This is a genomic window from Xylophilus sp. GW821-FHT01B05, from assembly GCA_038961845.1.
Lineage (GTDB): Bacteria > Pseudomonadota > Gammaproteobacteria > Burkholderiales > Burkholderiaceae_C > Xylophilus.
Map to the genome: position 1 here is coordinate 5,117,268 of CP152408.1, position 17,376 is coordinate 5,134,643.

10 protein-coding genes, 2 tRNA genes and 3 rRNA genes are annotated in these 17,376 nt (G+C 58.2%); 2 read left to right on the plus strand and 13 right to left on the minus strand.

From position 1 onward, the window contains the following. Position 1 precedes the first annotated feature (1 nt). The 13 genes from gspG to AAFF27_23960 all read right to left on the minus strand — a co-directional run bounded on the left by gspG (position 2) and on the right by AAFF27_23960 (position 13,146). Positions 2–439 carry a type II secretion system major pseudopilin GspG gene (gene gspG, locus AAFF27_23900; protein ID XAH23001.1) on the minus strand — a complete coding sequence of 146 codons (438 nt, stop codon included), beginning with the start codon at positions 437–439 and terminating at the stop codon, positions 2–4. Positions 440–463: 24 nt separating this feature from the next. Continuing rightward, positions 464–1,702, minus strand: a complete 1,239-nt coding sequence (locus AAFF27_23905; GenBank protein XAH23002.1) for a type II secretion system F family protein — start codon at positions 1,700–1,702, stop codon at positions 464–466. Further along, a complete protein-coding gene (locus AAFF27_23910) occupies positions 1,695–3,404 on the minus strand; it encodes an ATPase, T2SS/T4P/T4SS family (GenBank protein XAH26313.1) in 1,710 nt (569 codons plus the stop codon). Before AAFF27_23910 ends, AAFF27_23905 begins: the two co-directional genes overlap by 8 nt. Before the next feature lie 90 nt (positions 3,405–3,494). Next, positions 3,495–4,040 carry a dTDP-4-dehydrorhamnose 3,5-epimerase gene (rfbC, locus tag AAFF27_23915; protein ID XAH23003.1) on the minus strand — a complete coding sequence of 182 codons (546 nt, stop codon included), beginning with the start codon at positions 4,038–4,040 and terminating at the stop codon, positions 3,495–3,497. After that, on the minus strand, positions 4,037–4,930 hold the full coding sequence (rfbA, locus tag AAFF27_23920; GenBank protein ID XAH23004.1) for a glucose-1-phosphate thymidylyltransferase RfbA: 894 nt from the start codon (positions 4,928–4,930) through the stop codon (positions 4,037–4,039). The genes rfbC and rfbA overlap by 4 nt, the downstream gene beginning before the upstream one ends. A gap of 10 nt (positions 4,931–4,940) precedes the next feature. Continuing rightward, complete coding sequence (gene rfbD, locus AAFF27_23925; protein XAH23005.1) at positions 4,941–5,840, minus strand: dTDP-4-dehydrorhamnose reductase; 900 nt, start codon at positions 5,838–5,840, stop codon at positions 4,941–4,943. A gap of 15 nt (positions 5,841–5,855) precedes the next feature. Continuing rightward, positions 5,856–6,926, minus strand: a complete 1,071-nt coding sequence (gene rfbB, locus AAFF27_23930) for a dTDP-glucose 4,6-dehydratase (GenBank protein ID XAH23006.1) — start codon at positions 6,924–6,926, stop codon at positions 5,856–5,858. A gap of 78 nt (positions 6,927–7,004) precedes the next feature. Next, positions 7,005–7,778 carry a type III pantothenate kinase gene (locus tag AAFF27_23935; GenBank protein ID XAH23007.1) on the minus strand — a complete coding sequence of 258 codons (774 nt, stop codon included), beginning with the start codon at positions 7,776–7,778 and terminating at the stop codon, positions 7,005–7,007. Between the two features lie 132 nt (positions 7,779–7,910). Further along, positions 7,911–8,023, minus strand: a 5S ribosomal RNA gene (gene rrf, locus AAFF27_23940). 120 nt (positions 8,024–8,143) lie between these two features. After that, a 23S ribosomal RNA gene (locus AAFF27_23945) occupies positions 8,144–11,023 on the minus strand. Between the two features lie 323 nt (positions 11,024–11,346). Beyond that, a tRNA-Ala gene (locus tag AAFF27_23950) sits at positions 11,347–11,422 on the minus strand. Positions 11,423–11,436: 14 nt separating this feature from the next. Beyond that, positions 11,437–11,513 (minus strand) — tRNA-Ile (locus AAFF27_23955). A gap of 100 nt (positions 11,514–11,613) precedes the next feature. Further along, positions 11,614–13,146 (minus strand): 16S ribosomal RNA (locus tag AAFF27_23960). Together the 16S, 23S and 5S rRNA genes with 2 tRNA genes alongside form the textbook arrangement of a ribosomal RNA operon. Before the next feature lie 617 nt (positions 13,147–13,763). On the opposite strand from AAFF27_23960, the gene AAFF27_23965 reads away from it, so the two are divergent. Together AAFF27_23965 and AAFF27_23970 are read left to right on the plus strand one after the other, a co-directional pair. After that, positions 13,764–15,641: an ATP-binding cassette domain-containing protein gene (locus tag AAFF27_23965; protein XAH23008.1), complete on the plus strand. Its 1,878-nt coding sequence runs from the start codon at positions 13,764–13,766 to the stop codon at positions 15,639–15,641. Between the two features lie 100 nt (positions 15,642–15,741). Further along, positions 15,742–17,373, plus strand: a complete 1,632-nt coding sequence (locus AAFF27_23970; protein XAH23009.1) for a phospholipase D family protein — start codon at positions 15,742–15,744, stop codon at positions 17,371–17,373. Positions 17,374–17,376: the final 3 nt, after the last annotated feature.

Consider the following 17,376-nt stretch of genomic DNA (forward strand, 5'->3'; position numbering starts at 1 on the left):
CTTACTGCTTGTTCTGGATGTCAGCGTTTTCGCCATCACCACCGGGTGCACCATCGGCACCAAAGGAGATGATATCGATCCCGCCATTGGCACCAGGATTCGCGTACTTGTACGGATGTCCCCAAGGATCAGAGGGCACGCCCCCCTTCAGATAGGGACCCGCCCAGCCATTCGCGGAACCAGGTTTGACCGCCAGCGCATTCAGCCCCTCCTCCGTCGCGGGATAGCGGCCGACATCAAGCTTGAATAGGTCCAGGCCCTTTTCGATGTCCGCGATCTGCACTGCGGCCGTTTTGGACTTCGCGCCCCCCAACATCCCCAGCACACGCGGGCCGACCAAGCCTGCCAGCATGGTCAGAATGGCCAACACCACCAACAATTCGATCAGCGTGAAACCGCGCGAAGCGCGACGGACACGACGTGTGTGAATACTCACCATTCCAGTTCCTTCAACAGCAAAAGATCATACCGCGAGGTCATTGATCGACAGAATGCCCATCAGGATGGACACGATGATGGTCGCAATCAGGAAACCCAGCACCAGAATGAGCACTGGCTCGACCAGCGTCAGCGCGCGCTTGATACCCGTCTCAACTTCGCGATTGAGGATGTTGGCCAACTCCAGCATCATGGGGCCGACGCGTCCCGTCTCCTCCCCGACTCGGATCAAGTTGATGGCGAGCGGTTCAAAAATCTGGGTCGCCGCCACTGCATTGACCAGCTTTCCGCCATCCTTGACCATGGGAGCGACCTGCTCCAATGGCGTTCTTAACACCGTGTTGCTGACCGTTTCCGTGGCAATGCGCAGCGCAGCCAGCATGGGCACGCCATTGCCCAGCAGCGTTCCCAGAGAGCGGGAAAAAAGCGTAAGTTCGTATTTCCACATCAGGCGTCCGATGACCGGCACCTTCAGCAAGCGGGCCTGCCACCAGGCGCGTCCTGCAGGAGACTTGAGGCGGCGGGCCGCAAACCACCCCAGCAGCGCCGCGCCTATGGCCATCACCACGCCATAGTCGGAAAAAGCATGCCCCAGATGCATCACGATTCGCGTTGGCATGGGAAGCGCATCACCCATGTCCTGGAACAGCTTCTCGAATTGCGGCACCACGAAACCAAGCATCACGACCAAGGAAATAACCGCAACACCCAGCAGAATGGCCGGATAGATAGTCGCGGAGATAACGCTTTCACGCAGGGCACGCAAGCGGTCCATGTGCTCGACCAACCGGGCCAGCACCGAGGATAGCTGTCCGCTAGCCTCCCCGGAGCGCACCATGTTGATGTAGAAGTCCCCGAACAATTCACGATTGCGCGAAAGTGCCCGGCTCAACGGCGTCCCACCTTTAACGTCCTCCAGCGTCTGCTGGAGCATGGCAGCAACCGAGGGCTTGTGGCTCATCTCGATCAGCACGCGCAACGCGCTATCCAGCGCCAGGCCGGCTTTCAGCATGATGGCCAGTTCAGACGTCAGCGCCAAAACGTCAGCCTGATTGACTGGGCCCTGCGCAGCGCGCTGCTTGCGGCCCGGCCCGGCTGCAAGTGCAGGCTGCGCAGCAGTACCGGGAGCGGCGTCCTCAATCTTCAGAGGCGTCAACCCACGCTCCCGCAGCAGCTTCATGGCATGCGCGGGTGTCTCGGCAGTGATATGCCCCTGAACGATCTGCCCCGCCGCTTGGGCGGCGCGCCATGCGAAATCAGGCATCGCCCTGGTCCTGCGTCACGCGCATCAGCTCATCCAGCGTCGTGACGCCGGCGGACACCTTGCGAAGGCCGTCCTGGTAGAGCGACAGCATGCCGGCCTGTGCAGCAATATCGTTCAGCGTACTGGCATCCTTACCATCCAGGATGGCGCGGCGCATCGGCTCGTCGATCACGAACAGTTCATGGATGCCGGTTCGCCCCTGGTACCCACCGTTGCGGCAATGCTCGCATCCCCGTGCCTGGTAGATCGGCTGCGCCGGATCGTGGAAACGCCCAAGGCCGGAAGTCTTCAACACTTCAGGCGACGGAATATAGGGTTCCTTGCAATGCGTACAAAGCGTACGCACCAGGCGCTGGGCCAGCACGCCATTGACGGAGGACGTGATGAGATAGCTCTCCACGCCCATGTCCTTCATGCGGATAACAGCACCTGCGGCGGTGTTAGTGTGTAGCGTGGAGAGCACCAAGTGGCCGGTGAGCGCTGACTGCACAGCGATCTGCGCGGTTTCACCATCCCGCATTTCACCAATCATGATGATGTCCGGATCTTGCCGGAGGATGGAGCGCAGAGCACTTGCGAAGGTCAAGCCGATCTGCGGGTGAACCTGGATCTGATTGATGCCCTCCAGCTGATATTCGACTGGCTCCTCGACCGTGATGATCTTCTGCGCGTCGGCATCCAGCTTGGAGAGGGCTGCATAGAGCGTCGTGGTTTTGCCCGAACCCGTTGGACCAGTCACCAGCACAATGCCGTGTGGCCGCGCCAGCAACCCATTGAAACGGGCCAGGGTGTCGGAAGCAAAACCCATCTTCTCCAGACTGAAGCGGACGCTGGCACGATCCAGGACCCGCATCACCACACTCTCACCGTGCACGGTGGGGACGGTGGATACCCGCAAGTCGAGCTCGCGCCCCTTGACCCGCGTTCTGACGCGACCGTCCTGTGGCAAGCGTCGCTCGGCGATGTCCAGATGCGCCAGCAGCTTCACGCGGGAATTGACCGCAGCACTGTGCTTGGGCGAAACGATTTCTGCCGTGTGGATCACACCATCCACGCGATAACGCACGTGCAGCCCATCGTCAAAGGGCTCAAGGTGGATATCCGACGCACGCAGTTCGATCACGCGACCGATGATGGTGTTGACCAGTCGGATCACCGGCGCCTCGCTGGCCATGTCCTTCAGGTGCTCAACAAAGTCGCCGGAGTCAGAGTCGTCAGAGAAACCGTCGTCACCTTCGCTACTGGCCTCCTCGATGGGCTGCGCCAGCGCTTTCTCGATCTCGCTCTCAATGCCAAGGAGCGGTCTGATTTCCAAGCCGGTGGCCAGATGCAGGGCCTTCACCACAAAGGCATCCTGCGGAACGGCCATGACTACCTCGAGACAGCCGCCCTCCAGGCGTAGCGGATACACGACATTGGCCGCCAGAAACTCGGGCAGCAGCCCCTCCACTTCCGGCGGTACCGCCGGAAATTCGTCCGCAGGCACAAACGCTATGCCCAATTGCGTAGACAGCGTGCGGACCACATCCACTTCGGATACAAGCCCTAGCCGCACCAGCACACGGCCAAGCAAGCTTCCCATCTCCTCTTGCGCACCGAGCGCCCGCTCCAAGTCACGCGGGGTGAGCTTACCGGCACGCACCAGAAGGTCGCCGATGCGCAATGCGGTTGCCTCGGACGCGGCCTCAAGGTGGGGCTCCATACTCAGGGTATCTTCGGCATTCATGCTAGTGAGGGAGGTAAGCAGTATTGCGCCATGCCATGTGCACAGAGATGGCGTACGCAGCGGCAGTCACGGATAGACCTCTGCAGCCGCAAACGCCACGCCCGCAGCATCCTTTGCGGAGAGCTGCGGGGAAGTACCAGCCGGCCACTGGATGCCAATGGTGGGATCATCCCATGCAATGCAACGCTCATGCGTAGGCGCATAGTAGTCGGTCGTCTTGTACAGGAATTCGGCCGATTCGCTGAGCACCAGGAAGCCGTGGGCAAACCCTGGCGGCACCCATAGCTGCCGGTGGTTGTCTTCGCTCAATTCGTAGCCCACCCATTTGCCGAAGTTTGGAGACGAGCGGCGCATATCTACGGCCACGTCGAACACTGCGCCGCGCACCACGCGTACCAACTTACCCTGCGGCTGCTGGATCTGGTAGTGCAAGCCACGCAGCACTCCTTGCGCAGAGCGCGAGTGGTTGTCCTGAACAAATTCCACGTCCAGGCCGGTGGCGGCCCTGAATGCGCCCTGGTTGTAGCTTTCGAGGAAAAAGCCACGCGCATCACCAAACACGCGCGGCTCCAACAACAGAACTTCGGGGAGGGATGTCGAGGTGATATTCACGAAAAAGCCTTCAGGCCGTCCTGAAGAAGGCGGCTCAAATACATGCCATAGCCACTTTTCCGCAAGGGAACGGCCAAGCGCTCCAACTGGGCATCATCAATGAACCCGTGGCGCCACGCAATTTCCTCAGGGCAGGCGATCTTGAGGCCTTGCCGGTGCTCAAGGGTGGCGATGAACTGGCTAGCCTCCAGCAGGCTCTCATGCGTGCCGGTGTCCAGCCAGGCATAGCCCCGTTTCATGATCTGTACCTGCAGCGCTCCGCGGGCGAGGTAGACCTGGTTCACGGCAGTGATCTCCAGTTCGCCGCGCGCGCTGGGGCGTACCGCCTTTGCCACCTCGACCACGTCGCTGTCGTAAAAGTAGAGCCCGGTCACGGCGTAGCTGCTCAGCGGGCGCGCAGGCTTTTCTTCGATGCTCATGGCCTTGCCAGCATGGTCGAAGGCCACCACCCCGTAACGCTCGGGATCCTGCACATGGTACGCAAACACGGTAGCGCCCTCGGTCTGTGCATCGGCCTCAGCCAACATTGGCCCAAGATCGTGACCGTAGAAAATGTTGTCGCCGAGCACCAACGCACTAGGCGCACCGTGCAGGAATGACTCACCAATGATGAATGCCTGGGCCAGCCCATCCGGGCTGGGTTGCACTGCGTATTGCAAATTCAAGCCCCATTGCGAGCCATCTCCCAGCAGTTGCTGGAAGCGGGGCGTGTCCTGCGGCGTGCTGATCACCAGGATGTCACGAATACCCGCCAGCATGAGTGTGCAGAGCGGGTAATAGATCATGGGCTTGTCGTATACCGGCAGCAATTGCTTGCTGATGGCAAGCGTCGCCGGGTGTAGGCGTGTGCCAGAGCCTCCCGCCAGGATGATGCCTTTGCGCTGAGTCATGCCGTTGCTTTCACAGAATCTCCTCGACCATTCGTCTGACACCGTCTTGCCATACCGGCAGTTCCAGCCCGAAGGTTTGCTGAAACTTGCGCGTGTCCAGACGCGAGTTATGTGGACGCTTGGCTACGGTTGCAAAGGCACTAGAGGCGACGGGCTGTATCTCGTCTGGCAGCACCTGCAGCCGCTGCCCCCGGCTTTGCGCTTGTTGCAAGACCAAACGTGCGTATTCAAACCAAGACGCCTCGCCGCTTGCAGCAAGGTGATATAGGCCAGCCCGCGCCGAGCCTTCGGCTTGCTCAGCCAGCTGTCGGATCGCCTGAGCGGTTGCGTCCGCAAGCAGGTCGGCCCCCGTAGGAGCCCCGTTCTGATCGACGATCACCTTCAGCTCCGTGCGCTCCTGCGCCAGCCTCAGCATGGTTTTTGCGAAGTTGCTGCCGCGCGCGGCATACACCCAGCTCGTTCGCAAAATCAGGTGACGTGGATTGAGCTGCTGCACCTGCTGCTCCCCTGCGAGCTTGGTACGGCCATACACATTGAGAGGCCCCGTGGCGTCGCTCTCGGAGAACGGCGCCGTGCCCTGGCCGTCAAAAACGTAGTCCGTGGAATAGTGGACCAGCCAGGCACCAATGCGCCGGGCGGCGTCCGCCAGCACCGCTGGCGCGGTAGCGTTGATAGCCTTCGCCGCCTCCGGCTCACGTTCGGCTTGATCAACTGCGGTATACGCGGCCGCATTGACCACTACATCAGGTCTCACTGCAAGCACCGTATTCGCCAGCTCTTCGGGCCGCGAAAAATCGCCGGCGAATCCTGGCGTGTCCCGACCAACCGCCACCACCGTTCCCAGCACAGCAAGACTGCGCTGCAGCTCCCAGCCGATCTGTCCGTTCTTACCGAAAAGCAAAATCTTCATAGGTACTGCCATGCATCAACCAGCCGCGCCGCCAGCGTACTGCGTGTGCAGCCACTCTCGATAGGCACCGCTCTGAACGTTGGCTACCCATTCAGGATGCTCGAGATACCACGCAACAGTCTTGCGAAGCCCAGAGGAAAAAGTCTCGGCCGGCTTCCATCCCAACTCGACTTCAAGTTTGCGCGCATCGATTGCATAGCGGCGATCATGGCCCGGACGGTCCTTCACAAAGACGATCTGCTGCTGATAGCTCCGACCATCTGGCAACGGTCGCCATTCATCCAGCAGTGCGCAGATCTGCTCCACGATGTCCACGTTGGCCTGCTCATTCCAACCGCCCACGTTGTAGGTGTCCCCCACCTTGCCTTGTTCCAGAACACGCCGGATGGCAGCGCAATGGTCTTTGACATACAGCCAATCCCGAATCTGTTGACCATCCCCATATACCGGTAATGGCTTGCCCGCCAAAGCATTGACGATCATCAGCGGTATCAATTTCTCCGGAAAGTGATGCGGCCCGTAGTTGTTGGAACAATTGGTGGTCAAAACCGGCAAGCCATAGGTGTGATGCCACGCCCGGACCAAGTGGTCACTTGCGGCCTTGCTTGCGGAATAGGGACTATTTGGCTCGAACGGGTGCAGTTCAGTGAACGCCGGCGCGCCAGGCGCCAGTGAACCGTAGACCTCGTCAGTGGAGACATGCAGGAAACGGAAGCGCTGTTGATCAGCCTCGGCAAGAGCGCTCCAATAGGCTCGTGTCGCTTCCAGCAAATGGAAGGTGCCGACCACATTGGTCTGGATAAAGGCTTCTGGGCCCTTGATGGAGCGGTCCACGTGGGATTCCGCAGCAAAATTAACTACGGCACGCGGGCGGTGCGTAGCAAACAGCTCGGTAAGCAGTGGCGCATCACCGATGTCCCCCTTCACGAACACATGCCGCGGATCCTGCTTCAAGGCCTTCAGGTTTTCCAGGTTGCCTGCATAGGTAAGCTTATCCAGATTGACAACTGGTTCATCCTGCAAGGCAAGCCAGTCCAATACAAAATTGGCGCCGATAAAGCCGGCACCCCCTGTCACGATGATCATCAGAGTCTTCTCGGAGAGATAGGTAACTAGGATTACAGTAGCTGGCACGCCAGCACGCGCTTCCAGCGATTGGGCCGCTCAACGGCTCTTCAAATGCTGCTCTTCGGCCATAGCCAGCAAGCCTTCGAAAATCAGGTTGTCCACCAGCTCAAATTCCTGTGCCATGTGCGGCGCCATCTTCCAGCCTGCACCACCTGTCATCACGCAAACTGGCGCTTCGCCCGTGTGAGCATGCAGGTGCCGGACCATGCGATCTACCGCCCCGGCGATGGCGTAGGTCCCACCGCTGGTTAAAGCATCGCTGGTATTGGTCGGAAACGCATGCACCTCTCCGGTGGGAACATGCAAGCCAGCAGTTCCAGACTCCAATGCGCGCAACATGATCCCATGTCCCGGCAGGATCAACCCACCAAGGAAGTGGCCATTTGCGTCCACCGCATCTACAGTGACCGCAGTCCCCACCATGACCACAATCAATGGTTTTGGCCTCGGTAGCATCAAAATCCGATGGCGCGCGCCAACCATGGCGACCCACCTATCAGCCCCTAGACGCGAAGGATGGTCATAGCCATTTGTCAGTCCTCCGCCCTCGGCAGCAGAGACCACCCATCTTGGCTGCACGTCCCAGAATTCCATTTGCTCTTCAACCCGCCGCCTTACGCCTTCCCCGGCTACCAAGCAGCCGTACATTTCCGTAGGCGCAACGAGCTGTGGCCATGCCTTCTCGCCTAGCTGATCGATGTTCTCCAGAAACTCGGCTCCATGCGCCAGTAGCCGCGCACCTCGATGAGGCCCCTCATACTGCGCCCATTTCAAGCGCGTATTTCCCACATCGATGGCTAGGAAAGTCATGGCGAATTATCGCCAATTTGACCTGAGGGAAAGTCGTACTTTGTAATGGAACGCGAATCCAATGCGGCCAAAGCGCCCCCCAAAGACAAACACCCCCAATCTTTCGACTGGGGGTGTTTGAGGGCTGTAAGAGCCTGACGATGACCTACTTTCACACGGGAACCCGCACTATCATCGGCGCGGAGGCGTTTCACTGTCCTGTTCGGGATGGGAAGGAGTGGGACCACCTCGCTATGGTCATCAGGCATAACTGGGTGTCGTGCTGAACATGGTTCAACACAACGAATTCATAGAGTTTGGAATCAGCTTGAGTATTTTGAATGCGTCAACTTGGCATAACACCTTGATCTGCTGATCAAAGTTATAGGGTCAAGCCGCACGAGCAATTAGTATCAGTTAGCTTAACGCATTACTGCGCTTCCACACCTGACCTATCAACGTCCTGGTCTAGAACGACTCTTCAGGGGGCTCAAGGCCCCGGCAGATCTCATCTTGAAACGAGTTTCCCGCTTAGATGCTTTCAGCGGTTATCTCTTCCACACTTAGCTACTCGGCAATGCCACTGGCGTGACAACCGATACACCAGAGGTGTGTCCACTCCGGTCCTCTCGTACTAGGAGCAGGCTTCCTCAAATCTGCAGCGCCCACGGAAGATAGGGACCAAACTGTCTCACGACGTTTTAAACCCAGCTCACGTACCTCTTTAAATGGCGAACAGCCATACCCTTGGGACCGGCTACAGCCCCAGGATGAGATGAGCCGACATCGAGGTGCCAAACACCGCCGTCGATATGAACTCTTGGGCGGTATCAGCCTGTTATCCCCAGAGTACCTTTTATCCGTTGAGCGATGGCCCTTCCATACAGAACCACCGGATCACTATGTCCTGCTTTCGCATCTGCTCGACTTGTCAGTCTCGCAGTTAAGCACGCTTATGCCATTGCACTATTATCACGATGTCCGACCGTAACTAGCGTACCTTCGAACTCCTCCGTTACACTTTGGGAGGAGACCGCCCCAGTCAAACTGCCTACCATGCACTGTCCCCGATCCAGATAATGGACCTAGGTTAGAACCTCAAACGCACCAGGGTGGTATTTCAACGTTGGCTCCATGTGATCTAGCGACCACACTTCAAAGCCTCCCACCTATCCTACACAGATCCGTTCAAAGTCCAATACAAAGCTACAGTAAAGGTTCATGGGGTCTTTCCGTCTTTCCGCGGGGAGATTGCATCATCACAAACATTTCAACTTCGCTGAGTCTCAGGAGGAGACAGTGTGGCCATCGTTACGCCATTCGTGCAGGTCGGAACTTACCCGACAAGGAATTTCGCTACCTTAGGACCGTTATAGTTACGGCCGCCGTTTACTGGGACTTCAATCAAGAGCTTGCACCCCATCATTTAATCTTCCAGCACCGGGCAGGCGTCACACCCTATACGTCCACTTTCGTGTTTGCAGAGTGCTGTGTTTTTAATAAACAGTCGCAGCCACCGATTTTTTGCAACCTCATTGGGCTCCAGGAGTAAATCCCTTCACCTACTAAAGGCACACCTTCTTCCGAAGTTACGGTGTCAATTTGCCGAGTTCCTTCTCCTGAGTTCTCTCAAGCGCCTTAGAATACTCATCTCGCGCACCAGTGTCGGTTTGCGGTACGGTCGTGTGTAGCTGAAGCTTAGTGGCTTTTCCTGGAAGCAGGGTATCACTCACTTCGTCTGCAAGCAGACTCGTTATCACCCCTCATCTAAGCCCGGCGGATTTGCCTACCGGGCACGACTACAGGCTTGAACCAACATATCCAACAGTTGGCTGAGCTAACCTTCTCCGTCCCCACATCGCACTACACATCGGTACAGGAATATTGACCTGTTTCCCATCAGCTACGCATCTCTGCCTCGCCTTAGGGGCCGACTCACTCTACGCCGATGAACGTTGCGTAGAAAACCTTGCGCTTACGGCGAGGGGGCTTTTCACCCCCTTTAACGCTACTCATGTCAGCATTCGCACTTCTGATACCTCCAGCGCGCTTTACAACGCACCTTCACAGGCTTACAGAACGCTCTCCTACCACTTGCAATAAATTGCAAATCCGCAGCTTCGGTAACTGGCTTAGCCCCGTTACATCTTCCGCGCAGGACGACTCGATCAGTGAGCTATTACGCTTTCTTTAAATGATGGCTGCTTCTAAGCCAACATCCTGACTGTTTTAGCCTTCCCACTTCGTTTCCCACTTAGCCAATTTTAGGGACCTTAGCTGGCGGTCTGGGTTGTTTCCCTCTTGAGTCCGGACGTTAGCACCCGGTGCTCTGTCTCCCGCGCTGTACTCTTCGGTATTCGGAGTTTGCCTTGGTTTGGTAAGTCGCCATGACCCCCTAGCCAAAACAGTGCTCTACCCCCGAAGGTAATACGCGAGGCACTACCTAAATAGTTTTCGGAGAGAACCAGCTATTTCCAAGTTTGTTTAGCCTTTCACCCCTATCCACAGCTCATCCGCTAGTTTTGCAACACTAGTCGGTTCGGACCTCCAGTACCTGTTACGGCACCTTCATCCTGGCCATGGATAGATCACTTGGTTTCGGGTCTACACCCAGCGACTGGACGCCCTATTCGGACTCGATTTCTCTACGGCTTCCCTATTCGGTTAACCTTGCCACTGAATGTAAGTCGCTGACCCATTATACAAAAGGTACGCAGTCACCCCTTACGAGGCTCCTACTTTTTGTAAGCATGCGGTTTCAGGATCTATTTCACTCCCCTCCCGGGGTTCTTTTCGCCTTTCCCTCACGGTACTAGTTCACTATCGGTCAATGATGAGTATTTAGCCTTGGAGGATGGTCCCCCCATATTCAGACAGGATTACACGTGTCCCGCCCTACTTTTCGTTAGCTCAGTACCACACGTCTCTTTTCGCATACAGGGCTATCACCTGCTATGGCCGGCATTTCCAAACCGTTTTGCTAAGAGTCGTGCTATCACTAACAGGCTTTTCCGATTTCGCTCGCCACTACTTTCGGAATCTCGGTTGATGTCTTTTCCTCGAGCTACTGAGATGTTTCAGTTCACCCGGTTCGCCTCGCATACCTATGTATTCAGTATGCGATACCCTTTCAGGTGGGTTTCCCCATTCGGAAATCTCCGGATCAAAGCTAATTTGCCAGCTCCCCGAAGCTTATCGCAGGCTATCACGTCCTTCGTCGCCTATCATTGCCAAGGCATCCACCACATGCTCTTATTCACTTGACCCTATAACTTTGACTTCTCTTGCGAGACTCCAAAGCACATCAAGGAATTGCCAGGTCTTTCACCTGGCGCGTTATGCCGTATGAAGCTTTCGCTTCGATACTTGAATTTCAGACAAGTCTGATATTCGTTTTGACGCAATCAAAAATTCATGCTGCTAACGGCACGGTGGGCTTTCGCCCTTTCCGCTAGCAGCGCTGATTCGACTCTATGAATTTTTAAAGAACAGCCGATTGATTACACGATGGCAATCAACAACAAAGAAGCCTCATGCATTGCACAAAGCCGCTTTGGTGTTGAAACACAATAAGATAAAAACAAGATGTTGGTGGAGGATGACGGGATCGAACCGACGACCCCCTGCTTGCAAAGCAGGTGCTCTCCCAGCTGAGCTAATCCCCCAAGGATCGACGGAATGGTGGGTCTGGTTGGATTCGAACCAACGACCCCCGCCTTATCAAGACGGTGCTCTAACCAACTGAGCTACAGACCCAAGCCGGCCACTAGAGGCTCAGACTCGATCCAAGCCGCTGGCGACAACCTTTTCCAACAACCGATAAGTGTGGGCGTTCAAATTAGACCGCAGTTTCCAGAAAGGAGGTGATCCAGCCGCACCTTCCGATACGGCTACCTTGTTACGACTTCACCCCAGTCACGAACCCTGCCGTGGTAATCGCCCTCCTTGCGGTTAGGCTAACTACTTCTGGCAGAACCCGCTCCCATGGTGTGACGGGCGGTGTGTACAAGACCCGGGAACGTATTCACCGTGACATTCTGATCCACGATTACTAGCGATTCCGACTTCACGCAGTCGAGTTGCAGACTGCGATCCGGACTACGACTGGCTTTATGGGATTAGCTCCCCCTCGCGGGTTGGCAACCCTTTGTACCAGCCATTGTATGACGTGTGTAGCCCCACCTATAAGGGCCATGAGGACTTGACGTCATCCCCACCTTCCTCCGGTTTGTCACCGGCAGTCTCATTAGAGTGCCCAACTAAATGTAGCAACTAATGACAAGGGTTGCGCTCGTTGCGGGACTTAACCCAACATCTCACGACACGAGCTGACGACAGCCATGCAGCACCTGTGTTATGGCTCTCTTTCGAGCACTAAGCCATCTCTGGCAAATTCCATACATGTCAAAGGTGGGTAAGGTTTTTCGCGTTGCATCGAATTAAACCACATCATCCACCGCTTGTGCGGGTCCCCGTCAATTCCTTTGAGTTTCAACCTTGCGGCCGTACTCCCCAGGCGGTCAACTTCACGCGTTAGCTTCGTTACTGAGTCAGTGAAGACCCAACAACCAGTTGACATCGTTTAGGGCGTGGACTACCAGGGTATCTAATCCTGTTTGCTCCCCACGCTTTCGTGCATGAGCGTCAGTGCAGGCCCAGGGGATTGCCTTCGCCATCGGTGTTCCTCCGCATATCTACGCATTTCACTGCTACACGCGGAATTCCATCCCCCTCTGCCGCACTCCAGCGATGCAGTCACAAATGCAGTTCCCAGGTTGAGCCCGGGGATTTCACATCTGTCTTACATCACCGCCTGCGCACGCTTTACGCCCAGTAATTCCGATTAACGCTTGCACCCTACGTATTACCGCGGCTGCTGGCACGTAGTTAGCCGGTGCTTATTCTTACGGTACCGTCATGGACCCTCTTTATTAGAAAGAGTCTTTTCGTTCCGTACAAAAGCAGTTTACAACCCGAAGGCCTTCATCCTGCACGCGGCATGGCTGGATCAGGCTTGCGCCCATTGTCCAAAATTCCCCACTGCTGCCTCCCGTAGGAGTCTGGGCCGTGTCTCAGTCCCAGTGTGGCTGGTCGTCCTCTCAGACCAGCTACAGATCGTCGGCTTGGTGAGCCTTTACCCCACCAACTACCTAATCTGCCATCGGCCGCTCCGTCCGCGCAAGGTCTTGCGATCCCCTGCTTTCATCCGTAGATCGTATGCGGTATTAGCACAGCTTTCGCTGCGTTATCCCCCACGATCGGGCACGTTCCGATGTATTACTCACCCGTTCGCCACTCGTCAGCATCCGAAGACCTGTTACCGTTCGACTTGCATGTGTAAGGCATGCCGCCAGCGTTCAATCTGAGCCAGGATCAAACTCTACAGTTCGATCTTGATTTTTGCGTCCAACCTCGCGGTTGAACAAAACTCATAAAAAAAGAAATTGAAGTGAACTTCACTTCTATTCTCATGAGCGTTTAAAAGTCTTGCGACTTAGTTCCAAAGAACTTGGCAGTCACCTTCAAACGCCCACGCTTATCGGCTGTATATTTTTAATGATCCCAGAAAACAAACCAAAACACCTCAGCGTCTCAATCCATCTTCTTAACCTCGCTGCGATCAGCGAAGCCTTGAATTCTAGCACGGCTTTTTAAGTACCGTCAAACTTTTTTCTCAACCACCTTCGATTCGCTTTGATCAGCACCGCCTTGCGGCAACATCAATCTCACCAACCGTTTTTAGCTGAGCCTTGAATTATATACCGCTTTTGCGGCCCTTCTGGAAGATTTCTGAATCTCTTCAGAACCACCCGAGCAGAAAATTCAACCCCTCCGCCCAGCAGCCCAACCCCTTTCCAGAAGTTGCGCCTCTCGGCAGCGAAGCCCGCAACTGTAGCACGGGCCTGGCGACAGTTGCGTCGGTTCGCGAAAAATTTTTCGCCATGCAGCACATGCATCCAGGCAGAGGGTCGGGGCACCCGGCTCCAGGTCCCGATAATTCCCCTCATGGCACTCATCACACTATTAGATGCGCAGTTGGCCTTCGGCCATGTCGCGCTGCTCGACCACGCAGGCTTTTCGCTGGAGGCGGGCGAGCGCGTTGGCCTCATTGGTCGCAATGGCACGGGCAAGTCTTCCCTGCTCAAGATTCTTGCAGGACTGGAGAAGCCCGACGATGGCCTGCTACAGGTGCAGCAGGGCACGCGCATTGCCTATGTGGCACAGGAGCCGCTGCTTGATGCGGACACCACGGTCTTCGAAGCCGCCAGCGCGGGCATCGCCTCGGCCATCTCTGCACGGGAGCGCTATCTATCAGGCGACGAGAGCGAGGACCTGGATGCACTGCAGACCCAGATCGAGGCGCTGGATGCCTGGAACTGGGAGCAGCGCGTTGAGGAGACGCTGGCCCGGCTGCATCTGGAGCCACAGGCTCTGGTCGGCTCGTTATCTGGCGGCACGCGCAAACGCGTGGCACTGGCGCAGGCGCTGGTTGCCAAGCCTGGCGTGTTGCTGCTGGATGAGCCGACCAACCATCTGGATCTTGATTCAATCGAATGGCTTGAGTCCCTGTTGACGGATTTCAAGGGCAGCATCATCACGATCACCCACGACCGTACCTTCCTGGACAGCGTGGCGACCCGCATCGTGGAGCTGGACCGCGGCCAACTGCGTACCTACCCCGGCAACTTCGCGGCCTATCTGGTTCAGAAGGAAGAGCAACTGGCGCAAGAGGATGTCATTCAGGCCAAGGCCGACAAGCTGCTGGCGCAGGAAGAAGTGTGGATCCGCAAGGGCGTGGAAGCCCGCCGCACCCGCAGCCAGAGCCGCATCGGCCGACTGGAGCGGCTGCGCGCGCGCCGTGCCGCGCGGCGCGAGACGCTGGGCAGCGTGAAGCTGGACGTGGCCTCTGGCCTCCCCACCGGGAAGATCGTGGCCGAGTTGACCGACGTCAGCAAGGCGTTTGGTGACAAGACCATCGTGCACGGCTTCACCGGCACCATCCTGCGCGGCGACAAGGTGGGGTTGATCGGCCCCAATGGCGCGGGCAAGACGACGCTGCTCAAGATGATCCTGGGTGACCTGCAGCCCGATAGCGGCAAGGTGCGCCAAGGTGCGAATTTGCAGGTGGCCTATTTCGACCAGATGCGCCAGGCGCTGGATCTGGATGCGACGCTGGAGGACTTCATCAGCCCCGGCAGCGAATGGATCGAAATCGGCAACCAGCGTAAACACGTCAAGAGCTACCTGGGCGACTTTCTGTTCTCGCCTGCGCGTGCGACCTCGCCAGTGCGTTCGCTCTCGGGCGGTGAGCGCAACCGGCTGCTGCTGGCGCGCCTGTTTGCACGGCCGGCCAATGTGCTGGTGCTGGACGAGCCGACCAATGACCTGGATATCGATACGCTGGAACTGCTGGAAGACCTGCTGCAGCAGTACGACGGCACGGTGTTCCTGGTCAGCCATGACCGCGCGTTTCTCGACAACGTGGTGACCAGCACGCTGGTTGCCGAGGGCGAGGGGTTCTGGCGCGAATACGAAGGCACCGTGCAAGACTGGCTGACGCAGTCCCGGCGTGCGCGCGAACTGGCGCGGCGGGCCGAGCCAGCACCGACGCCGGCGCGTGCGACGACACCAGCCGCGCCTGCCACCCCTGCGCCCGCGGCCGCACGGCGAAAGCTGAGCTACAAGGATCAGCGCGAGCTGGACGCGCTCCCGGAACGCATTGCGGCCCTGGAGAACGAACAGTCATCGATTGCCGGGCATCTGTCGGACGGCAGCCTGTATGGCAGCGATCCGCAGCGCGCCGCAGCGCTGAACGCCCGCAACACAGAGATAGAAGAGCACTTGATGCAGGCGCTGGAACGCTGGACGGAACTCTCGGCCTGACGGCCGGCCGCGGGCAGGGACGGCGTCCGACAGATGTTCCAGCCTGCGCCGATAGAGTTCCGCGCATGCCACGAGGTCTATATCCAGAAGAAGGACGTCCATGCCTGCCTGCGTTGCCACGCCCCTCCGACATGCCGCCCAACGCGGCCGGGCCGCAGGCCTGCTCGGGCTGCTTTCCGTATTGCTGCTGAGCGCCTGCGGCAGCCTGCCGCCGAACACCGGGCGACAGGAGACGCAGGCCTTGCAGGCCCCCGCCAGTACCCGCCTGTTCCAACGCGTCGCCGCCCTGATGCCGCAGCCGACCACGGCACGCAACGACTCCGGCCTGCGCCTGCTGGGCAATTCGGAGGACGCCTATGGCAGCCGTCTGGCGCTGATCGAGGCAGCAGAGAAGACGCTGGACCTGCAGTACTACAGCATCCACTACGACAGCTCGACCGAAGCCTTGCTGCGGCGCCTGCAGGTGGCGGCCGAGCGCGGAGTGCGCGTGCGCATCCTGGTGGATGACTTCAATGCCGCCGGCGACAACGCCGAGGTGCTGCGGCTTGACCAGATTCCAGGCATACAGGTGCGATTGTTCAACCCGCTGTTCGGCCCACGGGCATCGCAGGCCGGACGCATCTTCAGTTCGCTGTTCGACTTCAACCGCATCCAGCAGCGGATGCACAACAAGGTATTCATTGCCGACAATGCCCTGGCGGTCGCTGGTGGCCGCAACCTGGGCGACGAATACTTTGGCCAGGGGGAAAGCAGCAACTTCCTGGATCTGGACCTGCTGGTGGCCGGCCGGCTGGTGCGGGACCTGTCACACAGCTTCGACCGCTATTGGAATAGCGAGCTTGCCTACCCTGTGGCAACCCTGCTGACGCCCGCCGAGCGCAAGCAACTGGGCGCGTCGCAGACTCCCTCCGCTGCTGCGCCTCCGCAAGAGCAAGCGCCCCAAGCGACAGCCGTGGTGCCGCAGCGGCCCCGCACAGTGCCTGGCGCCCGCGGCGTGGCGCGCGACATTCTCCAGGGCCACATGCAACTGGTGTGGGCCCCGGCACTGCTGCTGGCCGACAAGCCCTCCAAGATTGATTCGGACGACCCCAACGAGCCAGAGCCCACGGTGGTGGACGGCCTGGTCCATTTGCTGGATCGGGCGCAGCGCGAGTTGCTGATCGTGTCGCCCTACTTCGTGCCGGGCGACGCCATGATGAAGACCTTTGGCGCGCTGCGCGCGCGCGGTGTGCGCATCCGGGTGCTGACAAATTCGCTAGCCTCCAACGATGCACCGCTGGCCCATGCCGGCTATGCCCGCCACCGCAAGGCACTGCTGGCGCTGGGCGTAGAGCTGTACGAGCTGCAATCGCACGGCAATACGCGGCGCCGGCTGTTCGGCTCCACGCCGCAATCGCGGGCCAGTCTGCACTCCAAGGCCTTGGTGATGGATGGACGGCTGCTGGTGGTGGGTTCGATGAACCTGGACCGCCGCTCAGCCCTGCAGAACACCGAGCTGGGCATCGTCGTACAAAGCCGCACGCTGGCGCGTGAGCTGAATGGGAACCTGGAAGAGACGCTGGCCGACTGCTACCGCGTGGAGCTGACGCCCGATGGCCGGTTGCGCTGGCATGCACCGCCCGACGCCGCCCACCCCGAAGGCCAGGTATATGACAGCGAGCCTGAGGCCAGCACCAGCCTCAAGCTGATGCTGGATCTGCTCGGGCCCCTGGCGCCGGACGAGATGCTCTAGCGT